Annotated in this window: 13 protein-coding genes, 1 tRNA gene and 1 rRNA gene; 2 read left to right on the top strand and 13 right to left on the bottom strand. The window is 70.6% G+C overall.

The window, feature by feature from the left end:
• Nucleotides 1–51: 51 nt before the first annotated feature.
• The gene (locus tag ACFYOV_RS07775; RefSeq protein ID WP_389084179.1) at nt 52–876 is read left to right on the top strand and encodes an Fpg/Nei family DNA glycosylase; all 825 of its coding nucleotides are present in this window, start codon (nt 52–54) and stop codon (nt 874–876) included.
• Nucleotides 877–965: 89 nt separating this feature from the next.
• Here the strand turns inward: ACFYOV_RS07775 and ACFYOV_RS07770 are convergent, their stop codons facing one another.
• The 10 genes from ACFYOV_RS07770 to ACFYOV_RS07725 all read right to left on the bottom strand — a co-directional run bounded on the left by ACFYOV_RS07770 (nt 966) and on the right by ACFYOV_RS07725 (nt 16141).
• Entirely contained in the window at nt 966–1277 is a 312-nt protein-coding gene (locus ACFYOV_RS07770) for a hypothetical protein (protein WP_389084176.1), read from the bottom strand.
• 250 nt (nt 1278–1527) lie between these two features.
• The gene (locus tag ACFYOV_RS07765; RefSeq protein WP_389084174.1) at nt 1528–1998 is read right to left on the bottom strand and encodes a Dps family protein; all 471 of its coding nucleotides are present in this window, start codon (nt 1996–1998) and stop codon (nt 1528–1530) included.
• Nucleotides 1999–2198: 200 nt separating this feature from the next.
• Nucleotides 2199–2579, bottom strand: coding sequence for a helix-turn-helix domain-containing protein (locus tag ACFYOV_RS07760; protein WP_389084172.1), 381 nt, complete (start codon nt 2577–2579; stop codon nt 2199–2201).
• A 109-nt stretch (nt 2580–2688) separates the two neighbouring features.
• Nucleotides 2689–3234 (bottom strand): CinA family protein, encoded by a 546-nt coding sequence (locus ACFYOV_RS07755; protein WP_389084169.1) that lies wholly within the window; start codon nt 3232–3234, stop codon nt 2689–2691.
• Nucleotides 3231–4139, bottom strand: coding sequence for a CDP-diacylglycerol--glycerol-3-phosphate 3-phosphatidyltransferase (gene pgsA / locus ACFYOV_RS07750; protein WP_389084166.1), 909 nt, complete (start codon nt 4137–4139; stop codon nt 3231–3233). The genes ACFYOV_RS07755 and pgsA overlap by 4 nt, the downstream gene beginning before the upstream one ends.
• Nucleotides 4136–5611: a 30S ribosomal protein S12 methylthiotransferase RimO gene (gene rimO, locus ACFYOV_RS07745; RefSeq protein ID WP_389084164.1), complete on the bottom strand. Its 1476-nt coding sequence runs from the start codon at nt 5609–5611 to the stop codon at nt 4136–4138. The genes pgsA and rimO overlap by 4 nt, the downstream gene beginning before the upstream one ends.
• 94 nt (nt 5612–5705) lie before the next feature.
• A complete protein-coding gene (locus tag ACFYOV_RS07740; RefSeq protein WP_389084161.1) occupies nt 5706–6539 on the bottom strand; it encodes a helix-turn-helix domain-containing protein in 834 nt (277 codons plus the stop codon).
• Between the two features lie 264 nt (nt 6540–6803).
• Nucleotides 6804–9530, bottom strand: coding sequence for a DNA translocase FtsK (locus ACFYOV_RS07735; RefSeq protein ID WP_389084159.1), 2727 nt, complete (start codon nt 9528–9530; stop codon nt 6804–6806).
• Nucleotides 9531–9686: 156 nt separating this feature from the next.
• Complete coding sequence (locus tag ACFYOV_RS07730; protein ID WP_389084156.1) at nt 9687–10367, bottom strand: two-component system response regulator; 681 nt, start codon at nt 10365–10367, stop codon at nt 9687–9689.
• 305 nt (nt 10368–10672) lie between these two features.
• Nucleotides 10673–16141, bottom strand: coding sequence for a HAMP domain-containing protein (locus ACFYOV_RS07725; RefSeq protein ID WP_389084154.1), 5469 nt, complete (start codon nt 16139–16141; stop codon nt 10673–10675).
• Between the two features lie 412 nt (nt 16142–16553).
• Here ACFYOV_RS07725 and ACFYOV_RS07720 point away from each other — a divergent pair, with 412 nt between their 5' ends.
• Nucleotides 16554–19307 carry a SpoIIE family protein phosphatase gene (locus ACFYOV_RS07720; RefSeq protein ID WP_389084151.1) on the top strand — a complete coding sequence of 918 codons (2754 nt, stop codon included), beginning with the start codon at nt 16554–16556 and terminating at the stop codon, nt 19305–19307.
• 50 nt (nt 19308–19357) lie between these two features.
• On the opposite strand, the gene ACFYOV_RS07715 is transcribed toward ACFYOV_RS07720, so the two are convergent.
• The 3 genes from ACFYOV_RS07715 to rrf all read right to left on the bottom strand — a co-directional run.
• Nucleotides 19358–19430 (bottom strand) — tRNA-Thr (locus tag ACFYOV_RS07715).
• A 73-nt stretch (nt 19431–19503) separates the two neighbouring features.
• Entirely contained in the window at nt 19504–20166 is a 663-nt protein-coding gene (locus tag ACFYOV_RS07710) for a DegT/DnrJ/EryC1/StrS family aminotransferase (protein ID WP_389085581.1), read from the bottom strand.
• A 114-nt stretch (nt 20167–20280) separates the two neighbouring features.
• Nucleotides 20281–20375 (bottom strand): 5S ribosomal RNA (gene rrf / locus ACFYOV_RS07705); the annotation flags it as partial.

Genomic DNA, 20375 nt, shown 5'->3' with positions numbered 1-20375 from the left:
GCCGGTCCACACCCGTGCCGGCTGCCCTCCCCGTCGTGCGACCCTTGACCCATGCCCGAAGGTGACACGGTCTGGCAGGCCGCACGACGGCTGCACGGCGCCCTCGCGGGCAAGGTGCTGATCCGCAGCGACCTCCGTGTGCCCAGGTTCGCCACCGCCGACCTCACCGGCCGGACCGTCCTGGACGTCACCCCGCGCGGCAAGCACCTCCTGACCCGCATCGAGGGCGGCCTGACCCTTCACTCGCACCTGCGGATGGACGGCTCCTGGCGGGTCTTCGCCGACGGACAGCGCTGGACCGGCGGCCCCTCCCACCAGATCCGCGCGATCCTCGGCACCGCCGACCGCACCGCCGTCGGCTACCGCCTTCCCGTCCTGGAACTGCTGCGCACCGTCGAGGAGCACCGTGCGGTGGGTCATCTCGGCCCCGACCTCCTGGGCACCGACTGGGACCCGGAGCGGGCGCTCGCCAACCTGCTTCAGGACCCGGCCCGCCCCCTCGGCGAGGCCCTGCTCGACCAGCGCAACCTCGCCGGCATCGGCAACGTGTTCAAGAGCGAGCTGTGCTTCCTGCTCGGCGTCACGCCCTGGCTGCCCGTGGGGCACCTGCCCCCCGACCGCGTCCCGAAGGTGCCCGAGCTCGCCAAGAAGCTGCTGGAACACAACCGCGACCGCTCGATCCGCAACACGACGGGGGCCCGCGGCAACGACCTGTTCGTCTACGGCCGCGCCCGCCGCCCCTGCCTGCGCTGCCGCACCCCGATCCGCCTCGCCGACCAGGGCGACGGCTCGCGCGAGCGCCCCACGTACTGGTGCCCGACCTGCCAGCCGGGCCCCGTCCCCATGCCACGCCGGTCACCCCGCGACGCCCCCTGACAGGGGTTCGAGCCGCTCCCTCGGCCCCGCACCGGACAGTCCGTGCCGAGATCACCTCGGGCGAGCCACCGACTCCGGCGCGGAACTCGTCACGACCGGTCGGACGGCCCCTCCCGGTCGGGCTGTTGCGATGCCCGGCCGACCGCCGGGTCCCTCCCGGTCGCCGGGCGGCCGACGGCACCCGCCCGCCAGGCCCGCCGCCAGCGCCCGGCCTCCAGGGCTCCCTCGGCCCGCGCCCTGGGCATGCAGTGCACCGGAAGTACGCTCAGCCCCCATCCGCCGGCCGCCACCGCCCCCTCCACGACCCCCGCGTCGGGTACCAGCACCAGCCGCGCCACGGCCCACCACCACAGCGCCCCGAGCCCCAGAACGGCGCCCCGGCGTACCCACCGCACCGCCACGGCCGTCACCTCCGGCCCGACGCTATGAGGCCGCCGCGCCCCCCGTACAGGGCGCACCGACGGCACACGGGCGCACCACGGCCCCCGGCCACCGCGGCAACGCCGCCGACCTCACCGGCCCCGCGTCCCGCGCCACCTCCGGGTCCGTCGGCCACCGCGCTCACCACGACCCCCCGCACACCGCCGCCGATCCCCGCGGCACCCCCGCGCTCCCGGCCCGGCAGGCCCGGCAGAGGCGGCAGGCCCGGCATCACCCGTTCTCGGCCTGGAACATCCAGTGCTGCTTCTCGAGGTCCCCGGTGATCGTGATCAGGATGTCCTGGGTCACCGGATCCGGATCAGCGGTCGCCGTGACCCGCTCCCGCATCCGCGCGATCACCGCGCCCAGCGCGTCCACGAGTGCGCCCACCGCGGCGGTGTCGTCGACCCACCCCTCCGGCGTCACCCCGATGCCGCTGCCGACGGCCACCGTCGCCGCCCGCCCGTCGGGCGAGACGCCGAGCGCCGCCGCGCGCTCCGCCACCGTGTCGGAATGGCTGCGCGCCAGGGTCACGACCTCGTCGAGCTGGAGATGCACCGAACGGAAGCGCGGTCCGACCACGTTCCAGTGGATCTGCTTCGCCACCAGGGCGAGGTCCACCAGGTCGACGAGCGCACCCTGAAGGGCCTCGGACACGGTCTTCAGGTTCGCGTCGGACAACGGGCTCTTCACGACGTACATCCGCACCTCCGTGGCTGACCCCCCACCTGGTCCTTCCACCATGACCGCCGCGCGGCGCCCGGGCAAACGCACGGCCACGGCGACACCGCGGCCCCGTGCGGGACGCCGTGGCCCCCGGGCATGCGAAAACCCCGGCGGCACCCTTCCGGATCCTCCGGAAGGGCCCCTACCGGGGCCGCTCACACTTCGTCACACCGCGCTCAGGCGGCGACGACGTCCACCGCCTCGGCGGGCGCCTTGATGGTCACCCGTTCCGGCGGCACACCGGTCACCGAAACGGAACCCAGCATCGGGCGAACCGGCGTGGACATGGGCTCGCTGGGGGTCGCAGCAGCAGACTGGGCCAGCTCGGCGAGGGCGAGCTCGTCGCTCACTTCCCGCATGAGCTCGGACATCCGTACGTCCAGCGCGTCGCAGATGGCGGAGAGCAGTTCGGAGGAAGCCTCCTTCTGCCCCCGCTCCACCTCGGAGAGATAGCCGAGTGAGACTCGGGCGGACGAGGAGACTTCGCGCAGAGTACGGCCCTGGCGCTGGCGCTGCCGACGCAGCACGTCACCCAGCAGGCGACGGAGCAGAATCATCGGTGGCTCCCTCCTCGGACCGCGTAGCCGCATCCATTACGCCCCACCGTACCGCCTTGCGCCGCGGCCGTGCGGGGAGCGATGTCGTGTTCACTCAGGGCTGCAAACATCAAAACCCCCCGTTCCGTTCCGTATCCTGTGCCCGCTCATTCCCGGTCTGTTCGCCCGCAAGCTCTCCAAGGAGCAGCGCGAGTACGCTCTGTACACTCTCCATACGAATTTCCGCGCGGTCGCCGTTCAACCGCAGGTGCTCCACTTTTCCGCCGCCGGCGGAACCGGAACGCGCCGCGAAGGCCCCGTCGACGGCCACGAAAACCGTGCCGACGGCTTGGCCGTCCTGGGGGTCGGGACCCGCGACTCCGGTGGTCGCGATGCCCCAGTCGGCGCCCAGCGCCTTGCGGACTCCGGCGGCCATCTGTGCCGCCACCTGCGGATCCACCGCTCCGCGCTGCGCCAGCAGGGTGGCGTCGACGCCGAGCAGTTCATGCTTCAGTTCTGTCGCGTAGGCCGTCACCGAGCCCCGGAACACCTTGGACGCTCCGGGCACCGAGGTAATCTCCGCCGCGACCAGACCACCGGTCAGCGACTCGGCGACAGCGAGCGTTCCACCGTTCACTGTCAGCAGTCGCACCACCTCGGTGGCCGTGGAGCTCACGCTTCCGTCTCCTCCAACGCCGCCTTGCGCTCGGCGATTCCCCGCCTGCGCAGCACAATGGCCTGTTTCACATAGTCCAGCCCGGTCACGACGGTCAGCACGACCGCCACGGCCATGACCCAGAACCTCGCAGTGGCCAGCCACCCCGTCAGCGCCAGTACGTACATGCCGACGGCCACGCCTTGGGTGAGCGTCTTGAGCTTCCCCCCGCGGCTGGCAGGGATGACGCCATAGCGGATGACCAGGAAACGCAGCAGGGTGATCCCGAGTTCCCGGCCGAGGATGACCCCGGTCACCCACCAGGGCAGGTCACCCAGTGCGGACAGGCAGATGAGCGCCGCTCCCATGATCGCCTTGTCGGCGATGGGATCGGCGATCTTGCCGAAGTCGGTGACGAGGTTGTAGGTGCGTGCCAGGTGGCCGTCGAAGAGGTCGGTGATCATGGCAATGGCGAACGCCGCCCAGGCGAGCGACCGCCATGCCGGGTCGTATCCGCCGTCGGCGAGCATCAGCGCGACGAAGGCCGGGACGAGGAGCAGCCGGAGCATGGTCAGCAGGTTGGCGATGTTCCAGACGCTGGCCTGGTTGACCGCGGCGGCAGCGATCTTCCCGCCGCGCTGCCTGCCGTTGCCCTCGGCCTCGTCCGCAGCGGCACCGGCGGCACCGGAAGCGGCCGACTGCGCCGCCTCCCCGCCGGACAGGTCCTCGGCGGACACGGCGTCACGCCCGGACCGCCGGGCTGCGCGGGCGCCCCCGCCCCCGGAAGCTTCCGGAGCCGAGCCTTCCGCCTCGCCCGCCGCGGCACGGGCGGCCTGCGGCCCGGAGACTCCCCCGGAGGCCGCGCTCGCCGCCGCCCTCCTCGCGCCGGAGGGGCCTCCCGCCGCGGATGCCGGGACACCGGTCATCTGCCCGCCTCCTCACTGCGCGCGAGCGGACCCTGGAACAGCGGCTCGGCCACCAGGTCGACGCCCTCCGTACCGACCACCTTCGCCTCGACCATACGGCCGATGCTCAGACCCTCGCCGCTCGTGAGGAGCACCTGGCCGTCGGTCTCGGGGGCCTGATGCGCGGCGCGGCCCTGGGCCCCCTCCTCCTCGTCGACCGACTCCACCAGCACGTGCAGGGTCTCGCCCACCCGCTCCTCGGCACGCTGCGAGACGAGTTCCTCGGCCAGCCGGGACACACGTGCCAGGCGTTCGGCGACCACCTCCTCGTCCAGCTTGTCGCCGTAGGTCGCCGCCTCGGTGCCCTCCTCGTCGGAGTAGCCGAAGACGCCGACGGCGTCCAGCCGGGCGTGGTTCAGGAACCGCTCGAGCTCGGCCAGGTCGGCCGCGGACTCCCCCGGGAAGCCGACGATGAAGTTGGAGCGCACACCGGCCTGGGGAGCCTTGCTCCGGATGGTGTCGAGCAGTTCCAGGAAGCGGTCGGTGTCGCCGAAGCGGCGCATGGCGCGCAGCACGTCGGGCGCCGAGTGCTGGAAGGACAGGTCGAAGTAGGGGGCGACCTTCGGGGTCGAGGTGAGGACGTCGATCAGTCCCGGGCGCATCTCGGCCGGCTGGAGGTAGCTGACGCGCACCCGCTCGAGTCCGTCGACCTCGGCGAGCTCGGGCAGCAGGGACTCCAGCAGGCGGATGTCGCCCAGGTCCTTGCCGTAGCTGGTGTTGTTCTCGGAGACCAGCATGATCTCCTTCACGCCCTGCTCGGCCAGCCACCGGGTCTCGTTCAGCACGTCGGCGGGGCGGCGCGAGATGAAGGAGCCGCGGAAGGACGGGATGGCGCAGAAGGAGCAGCGACGGTCGCAGCCGGAGGCGAGCTTCACGGAGGCGACGGGGGCGCCGTCCAGCCGGCGGCGCAGCGGCGCACGCGGGCCGGACTGCGGAGCCAGACCCTCCGGCAGGTCGGAGGGGGCACCGTGCCCGGGCAGGGCCACGTCGGTCGCGGACTGCCGCTCGGCCGGGCTGATCGGCAGCAGCTTGCGCCGGTCGCGGGGGGTGTGCGGGGCGTGGATCCCGCCGTTGAGGATGGTCTGGAGCCGGTCCGAGATGTCGGTGTAGTCGTCGAAGCCGAGCACGCCGTCGGCCTCGGGGAGCGCCTCGGCGAGTTCCTTGCCGTACCTCTCGGCCATGCAGCCCACCGCCACCACGGCCTGTGTTCTGCCGTGCCCCTTGAGGTCGTTGGCCTCCAGGAGGGCGTCGACGGAGTCCTTCTTGGCGGCTTCGACGAAACCGCAGGTGTTCACGACGGCGACGTCCGCATCCGCGGCGTCCTCGACGAGGTGCCAGCCGTCCGCCTCCAAACGGCCTGCGAGCTCCTCCGAGTCCACCTCGTTACGGGCGCAGCCAAGGGTGACGAGTGCGACGGTACGGCGTTCAGGCATGGGCTCAAGACTACTTCGTCCCGCTGACACCCCACGTCGACGGGGTTGACCCATCTCGGCCGACCCCGTCACCACAGCGTCGCTCACGACCGGTTCATCCGGCCTGCGGGTCGCCCTTCGTGTAGGTCAGGCGCTCGACGGCTCCCGGCCGGAAGTCGTCCTCGATCTTCTTCCCGTTCACGTACAGGTCGATCGCACCCGCGTCACCGAGAACCAGGTTGATCTTCGAGCTGTCCTGGAAGGTCTTGGACTCGCCCTGCTTGAGCAGGCCGTCGAACAGCAGCCGGCCGTTGTGGTCCTTGGCGGAGATCCAGCTGCGTCCGTCGGGAGCGCTCACCCGGACGGTCACCTTGTCCTGCGGCGCGGCCGCGATGGCGCTGTCGGAGGGATCCGGCTCGGGGTCGGCGGGCTTCTTGGACTTCGGGGTCGGCGAGGCGGACTCACCGGCGGTGGGCGCGGTGCCGTCGGCGACGTTGGCGTTGCTCCCGTCGTCGCCCTTGACAAGGGTGAAGCCGACGAAGCCCACCACGACGACGATCGCGGCGACCATGGCGGCGGTCCAGTTGGGTCCGCGCCGCTCCGGGCGGATGCGTTCGGCCTCGAACAGGGGTGCGGCCGGGGTCGGGGCGGGTCGGCCGCCGTGCTCGGCGTCGTACTGGGCGATGAGCGGGGCCGGATCCAGGTGGACGGCCTTGGCCAGGGTCCGGATGTGACCGCGGGCGTAGACGTCCCCGCCGCAGGCCGCGAAGTTGTCCGCCTCGATGGCGTGCACGATGGCGATACGGACCCGGGTGGCGGTACTGACGTCGTCGACGGTGAGCCCGGCGGCGATGCGCGCCTGCCGCAGAGCACGGCCGACGGAGGGGCGGGCTTCCTCGGAAACGTCTTCGAAGGGACGCTCGTCTTCAGGGGAGTTGCCGATGGACACGGGGGCGCCTTTCGAGCGTGTAGCCGCCTGTGCTGGAGGTTCAGTCTAGGAGGGGTACGAGAGGGTGGGGCAACCGGGCGACGGGACTTTGTACGCCATCGGAATGGCCCGACATCCCGATGCTGGGGCAGGTGTTTGTCGCTTCGCTCAACTTGACGTGCGGCGAGGGGAAACGGTTGCTCAATGATCTCTTACAGGTGGGTCACGATCGACCACGCGGGTGCCGTGTCCCGACCCGTGAGACGACCACCGTCTCCCGTTTCCCTACCCTTCAGACTCCCCCCGGATCACCGCGAGCACGCCATCCAGCTCGTCAGGCTTCACAAGAACGTCACGAGCCTTCGAACCCTCGCTCGGTCCGACGATGTTGCGGGACTCCATCAGGTCCATCAGACGCCCCGCCTTGGCGAAGCCGACGCGCAGCTTGCGCTGCAGCATCGAGGTCGAGCCGAACTGCGTGGAGACGACCAGTTCCGCCGCCTGGCACAACAGGTCGAGGTCGTCGCCGATGTCCTCGTCGATCTCCTTCTTCTGCTTCGTCCCGACGACCACGTCGTCCCGGAAGACCGGCGCCATCTGGTCCTTGCAGTGCTGGACGACGGCGGCGACCTCCTCCTCGGTCACGAACGCGCCCTGCATACGGGTCGGCTTGTTCGCGCCCATGGGCAGGAACAACCCGTCGCCCTTGCCGATCAGCTTCTCGGCACCGGGCTGGTCGAGGATGACCCGCGAGTCCGCGAGCGAGGAGGTGGCGAACGCCAGCCGGGAGGGCACGTTCGCCTTGATCAGACCGGTGACGACGTCGACGGACGGCCGCTGCGTGGCGAGCACCAGGTGGATGCCGGCCGCGCGGGCGAGCTGGGTGATCCGCACGATCGCGTCCTCGACGTCGCGCGGGGCGACCATCATCAGGTCGGCGAGCTCGTCGACGATCACCAGCAGGTACGGATACGGCTGGAGTTCCCTCTCGCTGCCCTCGGGCGGCTTGACCTTGCCCTCGCGCACCGCGCGGTTGAAGTCGTCGATGTGCCGGTAGCCGTAGGCGGCCAGATCGTCGTAGCGCAGGTCCATCTCGCGCACCACCCACTGGAGCGCCTCGGCCGCCCGCTTGGGGTTGGTGATGATCGGCGTGATCAGGTGCGGGACGCCCTCGTACGCGGTGAGTTCCACGCGCTTGGGGTCGACCAGGATCATCCGGACGTCCTCGGGCGTCGCCCGCATCATGATCGAGGTGATCAGGCAGTTGATGCAGGAGGACTTGCCGGAGCCGGTGGCGCCGGCGACCAGCATGTGCGGCATCTTCGCCAGCGAGTGCATGACGTAGCCGCCCTCGACGTCCTTGCCGAAGGCGACCAGCATCGGGTCGTCGTCCTCCGCGGACTCCGCGAGCCGCAGCACGTCGCCGAGGTTGACCATCTCCCGGTCGGTGTTGGGAATCTCGATGCCGACGGCGGACTTGCCGGGGATCGGGCTGATGATCCGCACGTCGGGGCTGGCGACGGCGTACGCGATGTTCTTGGTCAGCGCCGTGATCCGCTCGACCTTCACGGCGGGGCCGAGCTCCACCTCGTAGCGCGTGACCGTCGGCCCGCGGGTGAAGCCGGTGACGCGGGCGTCGACCTTGAACTCGGTGAAGACGGTGGTGAGCGACCCGACGACGAGGTCATTGGCAGCGCTGCGCGCCTTGCCGGGGCCCCCGCGGGTGAGCAGGTCGAGCGAGGGCAGGGCGTACGTGATGTCACCGGACAGCTGGAGCTGCTCCGCGCGGGCGGGCAGGTCCCGGGGTTCGGCGGGCGGGGTCTTCGTCAGGTCCGGGACGCCGTTCCCGTCCTGCCTGGGCGCGCCGGGCTTCACCCGCTCCCGCTGCGGGCGGGCGGCCGGGACGGGCACCGGGGTGGTCGGCTCGCGGTCCCCGGCGCTGACGCCCTGGGTGAGGTCGGCGACGACCGGGGAGGGTGGCATCCCGTGCAGCACGGCACCGTCCAGCGCGGCGGCCGCGGCGGCGGCGACGTCCACGGCGTCCGGGGGCCGGTTCATGTCGGGCTGCGGCACGGCGGACCGGCGCGGCCGGCCGCGCCTGCGGGACAGCGCCTCCTGCTCGGCCGTGCCGGGGTCGTACTCCTCGGGCACCGGTCCGCGCCGACGGCGGCCCGAGGGGAGCGCCTCGCGCCACTGCTCCTCGTAGCGCTCGTCGTCCTCGCCGAAGTCCTCCGCCACCGGCTCGTGCACCAGCCCGAGCCGCACCCCGAGCATCCTCAGGCGTTGCGGGATGGCGTTGACGGGCGTGGCGGTGACCACGAGCAGTCCGAACACCGTGAGCAGCACCAGCAGCGGCACGGCCAGGACGTCGGTCATGGTGTACGACAGCGGGGTGGCCGCCGCCCAGCCGATCAGGCCGCCGGCGTCCCTTATCGCCTGCATGCCGGCACTGCGGGCCGGCGAGCCGCAGGCGATGTGGACCTGGCCGAGCACGCCGATGACGAGCGCGGACAGGCCGATGACGATCCGGCCGTTGGCCTCCGGCTTCTCCGGGTGCCGGATGAGGCGCACGGCGACGACCGCGACCAGGATCGGCACCAGCAGGTCGAGCCTGCCGAAGGCACCGGTGACCAGGATCTCCACCAGGTCGCCGACGGGACCCTGGAGATCGGCCCAGGTGCCGGCGGCGACGATCAGCGCGATGCCGAGCAGCAGCAGTGCGAGACCGTCCTTGCGGTGGGCGGGGTCCAGGTTCCTCGCGCCCTGCCCGACGCCGCGGAAGACCGCGCCGACGGCATGGGCCAGGCCGAGCCAGAGTGCGCGCACGAGCCGGTAGACCCCACCGGTCGGACTCGGTGCCGGCTTGGGCGCGGGCTTCCTCGCCGCGGCCTTCCGGGCGGGATCCTTCTTCGCAGGGGCCTTCTTGGCAGCGGCCTTCTTCGCCGGGGCCTTCGCTGAAGCGGCCGCCTTCTTCGCGGGCGGCTTCTTGGCTGCGGAGGGACGTGAGGCCATGGGTGTGAGGTTACCGGTGGAGACGGCAGGGGACACGCGTGGCGGACGCTTCACCCGTTCGTGTCGCTCTTGTCGCGGCGCCGAATTGACACGCTCTCATGCGCAGGACTCTTCACACGGAAGCCGGGCGACAGAGCAATGCCCAAGCGCCCGGCGTCAGTTCGGCGAGGGGAGGGAGGACGCGCTGCCGGTGCCCGGCTCCAGCGCGTCCAGCGCCCGCCGCAACCCCGTGAGCTTGCGCTCGAGATGAGCCGCCGTGGCCACCGCGGCCGCGTCGGTCGACTCGTCGTTGAGCTGCTTGGTCAGTGCCTCGGCCTGCTCCTCGACGGCCGCGAGCCGCGCCGACAGCTCGGCGAGCAGGCCGGCCGGCTCCTTCGCCTGGTCGCCGCCGGACGTCTCGCCGCCCTCCAACTGGAGCCGCAGCAGCGCCGCCTGCTCGCGCAGCTGGCAGTTCTTCATGTACAGCTCCACGAAGACCGAGACCTTCGCGCGCAGCACCCACGGGTCGAACGGCTTGGAGATGTAGTCCACCGCGCCGGCCGCGTAGCCACGGAAGGTGTGGTGCGGGCCGTGGTTGATCGCCGTGAGGAAGATGATCGGGATGTCCCGGGTCCGCTCGCGCCGCTTGATGTGCGCCGCGGTCTCGAAACCGTCCATGCCCGGCATCTGGACGTCCAGCAGAATGACCGCGAAGTCGTCCGTGAGCAGCGCCTTGAGCGCTTCCTCTCCGGACGATGCCCGCACCAGCGTCTGATCGAGCGCCGAGAGGATCGCCTCCAGCGCCAGCAGATTCTCCGGCCGGTCATCGACCAGGAGGATCTTGGCCTTCTGCACCATGGCCCGCCCTCCTCGCCCCGGCTTGGGGGCTCCCCTGTCCGCAGGACCTGGGAAAGCACCGGCGGGTGCCGCCCCAGGGGACGACTCCCTTGCGCCGCCCGTCCTTGTGCCGGTCATCGTAGCCGCACCCCGCTCGTCGCCACACCCTGTCACCGCGATGTCACTGTGCACGTAGCAGAAACGCAGCAGGAGACCAGAAGGTTCCCCGATTCCCGCACTTCTACACGGCTTCGCCCGCACCGCGTCGGCGACTGCGCACGAAGGCCGAAGCCCGCCCTGGTGTCGCGCGCCCCTCGGCGCCGCCCTCACTCCCCCCGCATCCACTGCTCCATCACGGACAGCAGGTGATCGGGGTCGACCGGCTTGGTCACGTAGTCGGAGGCGCCCGACTCGATCGCCTTCTCCCGGTCGCCCTTCATCGCCTTCGCGGTCAGCGCGATGATCGGCAGCCCCGCGAACTGCGGCATCCTGCGGATCGCCGTGGTCGTCGCATACCCGTCCATCTCGGGCATCATGATGTCCATCAGGACGACCGCCACGTCGTCGTGCTGCTCCAGCACCTCGATGCCCTCGCGGCCGTTCTCCGCGTACAGCACCGACAGGCCGTGCTGCTCCAGGACGCTCGTGAGCGCGAAGACGTTGCGGATGTCGTCGTCGACGATCAACACCTTCTGCCCGCCGAGGCGGATGCCGCGGTGCGACCGGGGCGCCGGCTCCTGTTCCACGCTCGGCCACTGCTCCGGCTCCGGGACGGGCCGCTGCTCGGGCTGCGGCGCGATCCGGCGCCGGCGACGGAAGAGCGCGGCCGGCCCGTTCTGCGTGTCGCGGTACGACATCACCTCGGCCGGCGTCTCGATCTCCGCGCCGGGCCGCTCGGCCCTCGGCGCCGTCAGGTCGCCGACCTCCAGGGCGGGCATGGCCTGCTGGTAGCCGTGCGGAGGCAGTTCGCTCGGGTGCAGCGGCAGGTACAGCGTGAAGGTGGAGCCGCGGCCCGGCTCGCTCTGCGCGTGGATCTCCCCGCCGAGCAGCTGGGCGATCTCCCTGGAGATCGACAACCCCAGTCCCGTACCGCCGTACTTGCGGCTGGTGGTGCCGTCGGCCTGCTTGAACGCCTCGAAGATCACCCGCATCTTGCTCGCCGCGATGCCGATGCCCGTGTCCGTCACCGAGAACGCGATCAGATCCGCGTCCGGGTCGGTCAGCGACCCCGCCTCCAGCAACTGCTCCCGGATCTGCCGCGGCACGTCGTCACGGGCGGGGCGGATCACCAGCTCGACCGAACCGGAATCGGTGAACTTCACCGCATTGGACAGCAGGTTGCGCAGCACCTGGAGCAGCCGCTGCTCGTCGGTGTGCAGGGTGGCCGGCAGCTCCGGGGAGACCCGCACCGACAGGTCCAGGCCCTTCTCCGCGGTCAGGGGCCGGAACGTGGCCTCCACGTAGTCCACGAGCTGGACGAGCGCGATACGCGTCGGGGAGACGTCCATCTTGCCCGCCTCGACCTTCGACAGGTCCAGGATGTCGTTGATCAGCTGGAGCAGGTCCGAGCCGGCGCCGTGGATCGTCTCGGCGAACTCCACCTGCTTCGGGGAGAGGTTCCCCTCGGCGTTGTCGGCGAGCAGCTTGGCCAGGATCAGCAGCGAGTTGAGCGGGGTGCGCAGCTCGTGCGACATGTTGGCCAGGAACTCGCTCTTGTAGCGCATGGAGACGGCGAGCTGCTCGGCACGCTCCTCCAGGACCTGCCGCGCCTCCTCGATCTCGGTGTTCTTCACCTCGATGTCGCGATTCTGCCGCGCCAGCAGCTCGGCCTTCTCCTCCAGCTCGGCGTTGGACGCCTGGAGGGCCTTCTGCCGTTGCTCCAACTCGGCGGAACGCTCTCGCAGTTGCTCGGTCAGCTCCTGGGACTGCTTCAGCAGCCGCTCCGTCTTCGTGTTGACCGAGATGGTGTTGACACTGGTGGCGATCATCTCGGCGATCTGGTTGAGGAAGTCCTTCTGGATCGCCGTGAACGGCGTGAAGGACGCCAGCTCGATGACACCGAGCACCTTGCCCTCGAACAGCACCGGGAGCACGATCACCTGCGCGGGCGGCGCCTCCCCGAGCCCCGAGGAGATCTTCAGGTAGCCGCTGGGGGCGTTCTCCACCAGGATCGTGCGCTTCTCCGTCGCCGCCGTCCCGATCAGCCCCTCGCCGGGCCGGAACGACGTCGGCATGGAGCCCATCGAGTAGCCGTACGAGCCCAGCATCCGCAGCTCGAACTGGTCGTCGTCGGCCGCGCTCAGGTCCTCGCCGTCGACCAGGGGCATGGCGAGGAAGAACGCGCCGTGCTGGGCGGAGACCACCGGCGTCAGCTCGCTCATGATGAGCGAGGCCACGTCGTCCAGGTCCCGGCGGCCCTGCATCAGCGCCGAGATCCGCGCAAGGTTGCCCTTGAGCCAGTCCTGCTCCTTGTTCGCGATCGTGGTGTCGCGCAGGTTGGCGATCATCTTGTTGATGTAGTCCTGGAGTTCCTGGATCTCCCCGGACGCGTCCACGTCGATCTTCAGGTTCAGGTCGCCGCGCGTGACCGCGGTCGCCACCCGCGCGATGGCACGCACCTGCCGGGTCAGGTTCCCGGCCATCTCGTTCACGGACTCCGTCAGGTCCCGCCAGGTGCCGTCCACGTCGCGCACGCGCGCCTGACCGCCCAGCTGGCCCTCCGTGCCCACCTCCCGGGCCACGCGCGTGACCTCCTCGGCGAAGGAGGACAGCTGGTCGACCATCGTGTTGATGGTGGTCTTCAGCTCGAGGATCTCCCCGCGCGCGTCGATGTCGATCTTCTTCGTGAGGTCGCCCTTGGCGATGGCCGTGGTCACCATGGCGATGTTGCGCACCTGGCCGGTGAGGTTGGACGCCATCTGGTTCACGGACTCGGTGAGGTCCTTCCACGTACCGGCCACACCCGGGACCTGCGCCTGACCGCCGAGGATGCCGTCCGTGCCCACCTCACGGGCCACCTTGGTGACCTGTTCGGCGAACGCGCTCAGCGTCTTGACCATGGTGTTGATCGTGTCGGCGAGCTGTGCGACCTCACCGCGCGCCTCGATGCTCACCTGCCGCGTCAGGTCGCCGTTGGCGACGGCGGCGGAGACCTGGGAGATGTTCCGCACCTGGGTGGTCAGGTTCTTGGCCATCAGGTTGACGTTGTCGCTGAGGTCCTTCCAGATGCCCGTGACACCCGGCACGTGCGCCTGGCCGCCGAGGATGCCCTCGGTGCCCACCTCACGGGCCACCCGGGTGACCTGCTCGGCGAACGACGACAGCTGGTCCACCATCGTGTTGACGGTGGTGACGAGCTCGAGGATCTCGCCCTTGGCGTCGACGGTGATCTTCTTCGACAGGTCGCCCTTGGCGACCGCGGTCGTCACCTCGGCGATGTTCCGCACCTGGAGGGTCAGGTTGTTCGCCATGCCGTTCACCGACTGCGTGAGGTCCTTCCAGGTACCGGAGACACCCTGCACCTCGGCCTGCCCGCCGAGAATGCCCTCCGTACCCACCTCACGGGCCACCCGGGTGACCTCCTGGGCGAACGACGACAGCTGGTCCACCATCGTGTTCAGCGTGTTCTTCAGCTCCAGGATCTCCCCGCGCGCGTCCACGGTGATCTTCTGGGACAGGTCACCGCGCGCCACCGCGGTCGCGACCTGCGCGATGTTGCGGACCTGGGCCGTGAGATTGCCCGCCATGCCGTTCACGGAGTCCGTCAGGTCCCGCCACACGCCGGCCACACCGGGCACCTGCGCCTGACCGCCCAGGCGGCCCTCCGTGCCCACCTCACGGGCCACCCGGGTGACCTGCTCGGCGAACGACGACAGCTGGTCCACCATCGTGTTGATGGTGTTCTTCAGCTCCAGGATCTCCCCGCGCGCGTCGACGTCGATCTTCTGCGACAGGTCACCGCGCGCGACGGCCGTCGTCACCTGGGCGATCTGCCGCACCTGGGAGGTGAGGTTGCCGGCCATGAAGTTGACGGAGTCGGTGAGCTCCTTCCAGGTGCCGGACACGCCGTCCACGCGGGCCTGACCGCCCAGTCGCCCCTCCGTGCCCACGTCCCGCGCCATCCGCGTGACCTGGTCGGCGAAGCTCGACAGCTGGTCCACCATGGTGTTCACGGTGTTCTTCAGCTGGAGCATCTCGCCGGAGACGTCCACGGTGACCTTCTGCGACAGATCACCGTTGGCGACCGCCGTCGTCACCTGGGCGATGTTCCTCACCTGCCCGGTGAGGTTGCGGAACGCCGTGTTGACGGAGTCGGTGAGGTCCTTCCACGTTCCGGCCGCCCCCGGTACCTGCGCCTGGCCGCCGAGCTCGCCCTCGACGCCGACCTCCCGGGCCACGCGCGTGACCTCGGCACCGAAGGCGGACAACTGGTCCACCATCGTGTTGACGGTGTTCTTCAGCTCCAGCATCTCGCCGGCCACGTCCACGGTGACCTTCTGCGACAGATCACCGTTGGCCACCGCCGTCGTCACCGCCGCGATGTCCCTCACCTGCGTGGTGAGATTGCGGAATACCGTGTTGACGGAGTCCGTCAGGTCCTTCCAGGTCCCCGCGGCACCCGGCACGTTGGCCTGACCGCCGAGCCGCCCCTCGGCACCGACCTCGTTGGCGACACGCGTGACCTCGTCCGCGAAGATCCGCAGCGTCTCGGTCATCTGGTTGATCGTCTCGGCCAGCTGCGCGACCTCGCCGCGCGCCGGCACCGTCACCTTCCGCGACAGATCGCCGTTGGCGACCGCGGTCGTCACCTCGGCGATACCGCGCACCTGGGCGGTGAGGTTCCCGGCCATGGTGTTGACGGAGTCGGTGAGCTCCTTCCACACCCCGGCCACCCCGGGCACCTGCGCCTGGCCGCCCAGCGCGCCCTCGGTACCCACCTCGCGCGCCACCCGCGTCACCTCGGAGGAGAAGGCGGAGAGCTGGTCCACCATCGTGTTGACGGTGTTCTTCAGCTCGAGCATCTCGCCCTCGACGTGCACGGTGACCTTGCGCGACAGATCACCCCGCGCGACCGCCGTCGTCACCAGCGCGATGTCGCGCACCTGCGCCGTCAGCCGCTCCGCCATGGTGTTGACGGAGTCCGTGAGGTCCTTCCAGGAGCCGGACATGCCGCGCACCCGCGCCTGACCGCCCAGCTTGCCCTCGGTGCCCACCTCGCTGGCCACCCGGGTGACCTCGTCGGTGAACGTCGACAGCTGGTCGACCAGGTTGTTGACGGTGCGCCCGACCTTCAGGAACTCGCCCCGCAGCGGATGCCCGCTGCCGTCCGGGGCCTGGGTGCGCAGCTCCATGCGCGGCGAGAGGTCACCCTCCGCGACGGCCGACAGCACCCGGCTGACCTCGGACACGGGCCGCACCAGGTCGTCGACCAGCGCGTTCGAGTTGTCGATCGCGGTCGCCCAGGAGCCCTCGCAGGCCCCGGTCTCCAGCCGCTCGGTGAGCTTTCCCTCCCGCCCCACCATGCGCCGCACCCGCGACAGCTCACCCGTGAGGTGCAGATTGCGGTCGGCCACCTCGTTGAAGACCGCCGCGATCTCCGACATCACGCCGTCGCCGGACACCGTGAGTCGCTTGCGGAAGTTCCCGTCCCGCATGGCCACGAGAGCGACCAACAGCCGGTTCAGGGCGACCGTGTCCACCACGGTCGTCCCACCCCGCGCCTTCCCGGGGCTACTCAGGGACGGTCCGCCCTTCGCGCGCGTCTTGTTGCCCCGCGTCGCTGCGCCAGACTCCACTGTGTCCCTCCCGCAGGGGTCGACCGTTACTGCTGTGCTCGGGTACGACCACCGGGCGTACCTGTTACTGCTGCTCGTTCCTGTACTACTGCGATGCCCGCGCGGCATGCCAGGGCGCCGCCAGGAGGCTGCTGCCCACCCACCGCGGAAAACACCCGGTCCGCCCGGACCTTCACAACAAGCCTGCCCAGTGTTTCATCCATGCCGAACCAGGCCATAACAGTTCGGCAGCTTCGCACATCGTCCGCACACCTTCCGGATGTCGCACCCCTCCGGACGGAAACACCGTCGACCGGCATCCGCTGGGGGCGCGAAGGTAAGTAACCTTGCATGCGGCTGTCCAGCCGCACCGGTCCGTCCGGCCTGGGCGGTGGCACGGAGTCGAGCGGGCATCGGAGGGCGGCCGCACAACATGACCACCGGACTGATCCCGGGGGAGCAACCCCCGGAACCACGGCCGACGGAAGGCCTGCCGCAGCAGCGGCGCGAACCGGACGGCCATGGAACCATGTCCGTCGACAACCGGTCGGGGAGTTCTGTGATCACCGCGCGTGCGGCCGCCAGCTTCGAGCCCGTCGGGCGATCGGTCGCAAGCGCCCGTTCCTTCGTGCGCGACATCCTTCAGGGCTGGGGCTTCGGTGACATCGTCGACGACGCCGTGGTGCTCACCAGCGAACTGGTGACCAACGCCGTGGTGCACGCCGGCACCGCCGCGGACGTGCTGTGCCTGCGCAGCGAGGAGGGCGCCAGGATCGAGGTGTCCGACCGGTATCCGGAGCGGGAGATCCCGGTCCAGTCGTCCGCCGTCAACATGGGCAGCCCCGACTGCGAGGGCGGCCGTGGCCTCCAGCTCTGTGCGGCGCTCGCCGGCCGCTGGGGCGTGGAGTACACGCCGACCCACAAGACCGTCTGGTTCCAGCTCGACCTGCCCCAGCGCCCCGTGGGGACCCGCGCGGCCGGCCCGTGCCTCCCGGCCGACCTGCTCCCTCTCGCCGACAGCCGGGTCCGGGTCGCCGTCGTGCAGATCGACCGGGCCGGCACCATCAGCTCCTGGAACGAGGACGCGGAGGAGCTGTTCGGCTACACCGCCGAACAGGTCACCGGCAAGCCGCTCACCGACCTCGCGGCCTGGCCGCACACCCCCGGCACCGGCACCGGCATCGCCGAGGCGCTCCAGCTCTCCCGCTGGGAGGGCAGCTACGGCGTCAGGGGCGCCAACGGCCGAGTAACCCCCGTCTACGCCTCCCACCTGCGGGTCCGCGACACCTCGGGCGAGCCGTCGACGGTCTGCCTCGTCGTGCGGGACCACGAGCGGGCGGTGCTCCAGACCCCCTCGCGCGGGCCGTCCTCGGACGCGTCCGGCTCCTCCGAGGGCCAGGGCACCGACCCCTTCGAGGTGTTCATCGGCTCCCCCGCCCCGGACGACCTCGACGGCCTCCTCCAGCGCACCGTGGAACGGGCCCGCGACATGCTCGACGGCGACGCCGCCTTCCTGCTGCTCGCCACCGACGACGAGACGGAGCTGGAGGTGCGCGCCTCCACGGGCCTGCCCTCCGCCCGCCAGCGCTTCGCCCGCGTCCCCGTGGAGGCGGGTCCCGGCCGCTACGGTTCCGCCCGCATGCCGGCCGTCCACGACGACCTGACCGCCGTCCCCGGCGCGGTCCCCCTGCTCAACAGCACCGGCATGCGTTCGGTCGTCACGGTCCCGCTGAAGGTCGAGGGCCGCCTCACCGGTTCCCTCGGCGTCGCCGCCGAGGCGCCGGGCAGGTACTCCAACGAGGAGGCGCTGCGCCTGCAGTTCGCGGCCGACCGCATCGCCCTGGCCGTCGAGTCGGCCCGTCTCGGCGAGCTGGAACGTCTGCGCCGGGGCTCGCTGAGCTTCCTCGTCGAGGCGTCCGACCTGCTCGCCGGCACCCTGGACCGCGACCAGACGCTCGCGCTGATGGCCCAGATGACAGTGCCGACCCTGGCCACCTGGTGCGCCGTCTACACGATCGCCGACCAGGCCTCCGATCCGTATCTCTCCTACGTGCTGCACGAGGACGAGGAGCTCATCGACGGCATCAAGTCGCTGCTGTCGAAGATCCCGCCACCCGACCCGGTGCCCACTCCCGGCGCCCGCGTGTGGTCCGCGCCCGGTGAGGTGGCGCACCAGGCGGCCCTGCGCAGCTCCATGCGCAGCCTGGGCCTGGGCGGCAGCCCCACCCGCCAGGTCACCCCGGGCATCGGCCCCACCCTTGCCACCGCCGCCGCGGTGGGCGGCGAGACGGTGGTGCTGCCCCTGGTCGCCCGCAACCGCGTGATCGGCATGCTGACCCTCGGCAAGCCGACCGACGAGCACTTCCGCCAGGAGATCCTGGAACTCGCCGAGGACCTGTCCCGCCGGGCCGCCCTGGCCCTGGACAACGCCCGCCTCTACTCCGAGCGCACGGCGATCAGCCAGTCCCTCCAGCGCAGCCTCCTGCCCCCGGACCAGCCGAGCATCGACGGTGTCGAGGTCGAGGTCATCTACCGCGCGGCCGGCGAGGGCAACGAAGTGGGCGGCGACTTCTACGACATCTTCCCGATCAGCGACGGTGTCTACGGCTTCGCCATCGGAGACGTTTGCGGTACGGGGCCGAACGCCGCGGCGGTCACCGGCCTCGCCCGGCACGCCCTGCGTCTGCTGGCCCGCGAGGGCCTCAGCGGCCCGGCGGTCCTGGAGCGCCTGAACTCCGCGATCCTCGACGAGGGCGCCCGCAGCCGCTTCCTGACGCTGCTCTACGGTGAGCTGCGTCCCCAGGAGGACGGCAGCGCGGAGCTCAAGGTGGTCTGCGCCGGCCATCCCCTACCGCTGCGCCTGCGCCAGAACGGCACCGTGGAACCGGCTGCCGAGCCCCAGCCGCTCCTCGGCGTCATCGAGGACCTGGAGCTCTACGAGGAGACGGTCACCCTCGACCCCGGCGACGTCCTCCTCTGTGTCACCGACGGCGTCACGGAGCGCCGTGAGGGCAGCCGCATGCTGGGCGACGACGGTCTCGCCGAGGTGCTCACCACGTGCACCGGTCTGACCGCCGGCGCGGTGGCCGCTCGCATCATGCGCGCCGTGGAACGCTTCGCCTCCGACGCCCCGTCCGACGACATGGCGATCCTCGCGATGCGCGTCCCGGGCCTCCACGTGGACTAGCACCCGGGCACGAAAAAGGCCCCGCCCGGATGGGGCGGGGCCTCTGTCAGAGCCCCCAAACGGAATCGAACCGTTGACCTTCTCCTTACCATGGAGACGCTCTGCCGACTGAGCTATGGGGGCCGGTCGCTTTCGAGGTTTCCCTCGCGGCAACGGAATAGATCATACCCTGAACACTGCCGTGCTCCCAACCAGCTCAGAACGCCGGTTGCAGCAGCCCGCCGAGCTGATTGCACGCGGCAGCGATCCGTTGCATGTCCCGCTTGGTCAGCGAACCGTCGACCGGCAGAGAGAGCGTCTCGTCGGCAGCCCGCTCGGTCTCGGGCAGGGACACACAGCGTCGGAACTCGGGCAGCCGGTGCACTGGCGTCTTGACGGGCACCCGGCAGTCAACTCCCCTGGCCCGCACGGCGCGTGCGAAAGCGTCCCGGTCGGGCCGCCCGTTCCCGGGCACCCGCACGACGTACTGCTGGTAGGTGTGCCCGTCACCGCCGTCGGGCGTCCTCACGCCCCGCAACTTGGCGTCGAGGTAGGCAGCCCGCTCGCGTCTCCGCGCTATCTCGTCGTACGACGCCTCGGTCTCCGAGCGCTCCAGCACCAGCAGCCCGTGCCGCCGGCCGAGCATGTGCAGCCGTCCGAGGTCGGCGGGCCGGCCGAAGCGGTGCACGACAACGAGGGCTGCGGTCCGCGGAGTTATGACCGCCTCCACGGCAGCCGGTTCGATGCAGTACGTCACCGGATCTATGTCGGCGAACACCGGCAACGCGCCCGCGAGAGCAACGGCCTCGGCGACCTCCGCGTTCCCGAAGGCCGGTACGACGACCTCGTCACCGACTCCGACACCGGCGGCCCTGAGCAGCGCAGCAGTACCCATGAGGTGGATGCTGGTTGCGCAATGTGAACGTCAAGTGACGCAGAACAAAAAAGGGTTGGACCCCGAACCGAAGTTCGGGGTCCAACCCTTTCAATGATTGTTCGGCGGCGTCCTACTCTCCCACAGGGTCCCCCCTGCAGTACCATCGGCGCTGTAAGGCTTAGCTTCCGGGTTCGGAATGTAACCGGGCGTTT

The organism is Streptomyces sp. NPDC005931, from assembly GCF_042871235.1.
In the GTDB taxonomy this organism is placed as follows: Bacteria; Actinomycetota; Actinomycetes; order Streptomycetales; family Streptomycetaceae; genus Streptomyces.
This window is presented reverse-complemented; position numbering and strand designations above follow the sequence as displayed.

Bases quoted from the DNA above. Each gene is read 5' to 3' on its own strand.
- ACFYOV_RS07775 (WP_389084179.1), top strand. From the start codon at position 52: ATGCCCGAAGGTGACACGGTCTGGCAGGCCGCACGACGGCTGCACGGC.
- ACFYOV_RS07765 (WP_389084174.1), bottom strand. From the start codon at position 1,998: ATGTACGTCGTGAAGAGCCCGTTGTCCGACGCGAACCTGAAGACCGTG.
- ACFYOV_RS07760 (WP_389084172.1), bottom strand. From the start codon at position 2,579: ATGATTCTGCTCCGTCGCCTGCTGGGTGACGTGCTGCGTCGGCAGCGC.
- pgsA (WP_389084166.1), bottom strand. From the start codon at position 4,139: ATGACCGGTGTCCCGGCATCCGCGGCGGGAGGCCCCTCCGGCGCGAGG.
- rimO (WP_389084164.1), bottom strand. From the start codon at position 5,611: ATGCCTGAACGCCGTACCGTCGCACTCGTCACCCTTGGCTGCGCCCGT.
- ACFYOV_RS07735 (WP_389084159.1), bottom strand. From the start codon at position 9,530: ATGGCCTCACGTCCCTCCGCAGCCAAGAAGCCGCCCGCGAAGAAGGCG.
- ACFYOV_RS07730 (WP_389084156.1), bottom strand. From the start codon at position 10,367: ATGGTGCAGAAGGCCAAGATCCTCCTGGTCGATGACCGGCCGGAGAAT.
- ACFYOV_RS07720 (WP_389084151.1), top strand. From the start codon at position 16,554: ATGACCACCGGACTGATCCCGGGGGAGCAACCCCCGGAACCACGGCCG.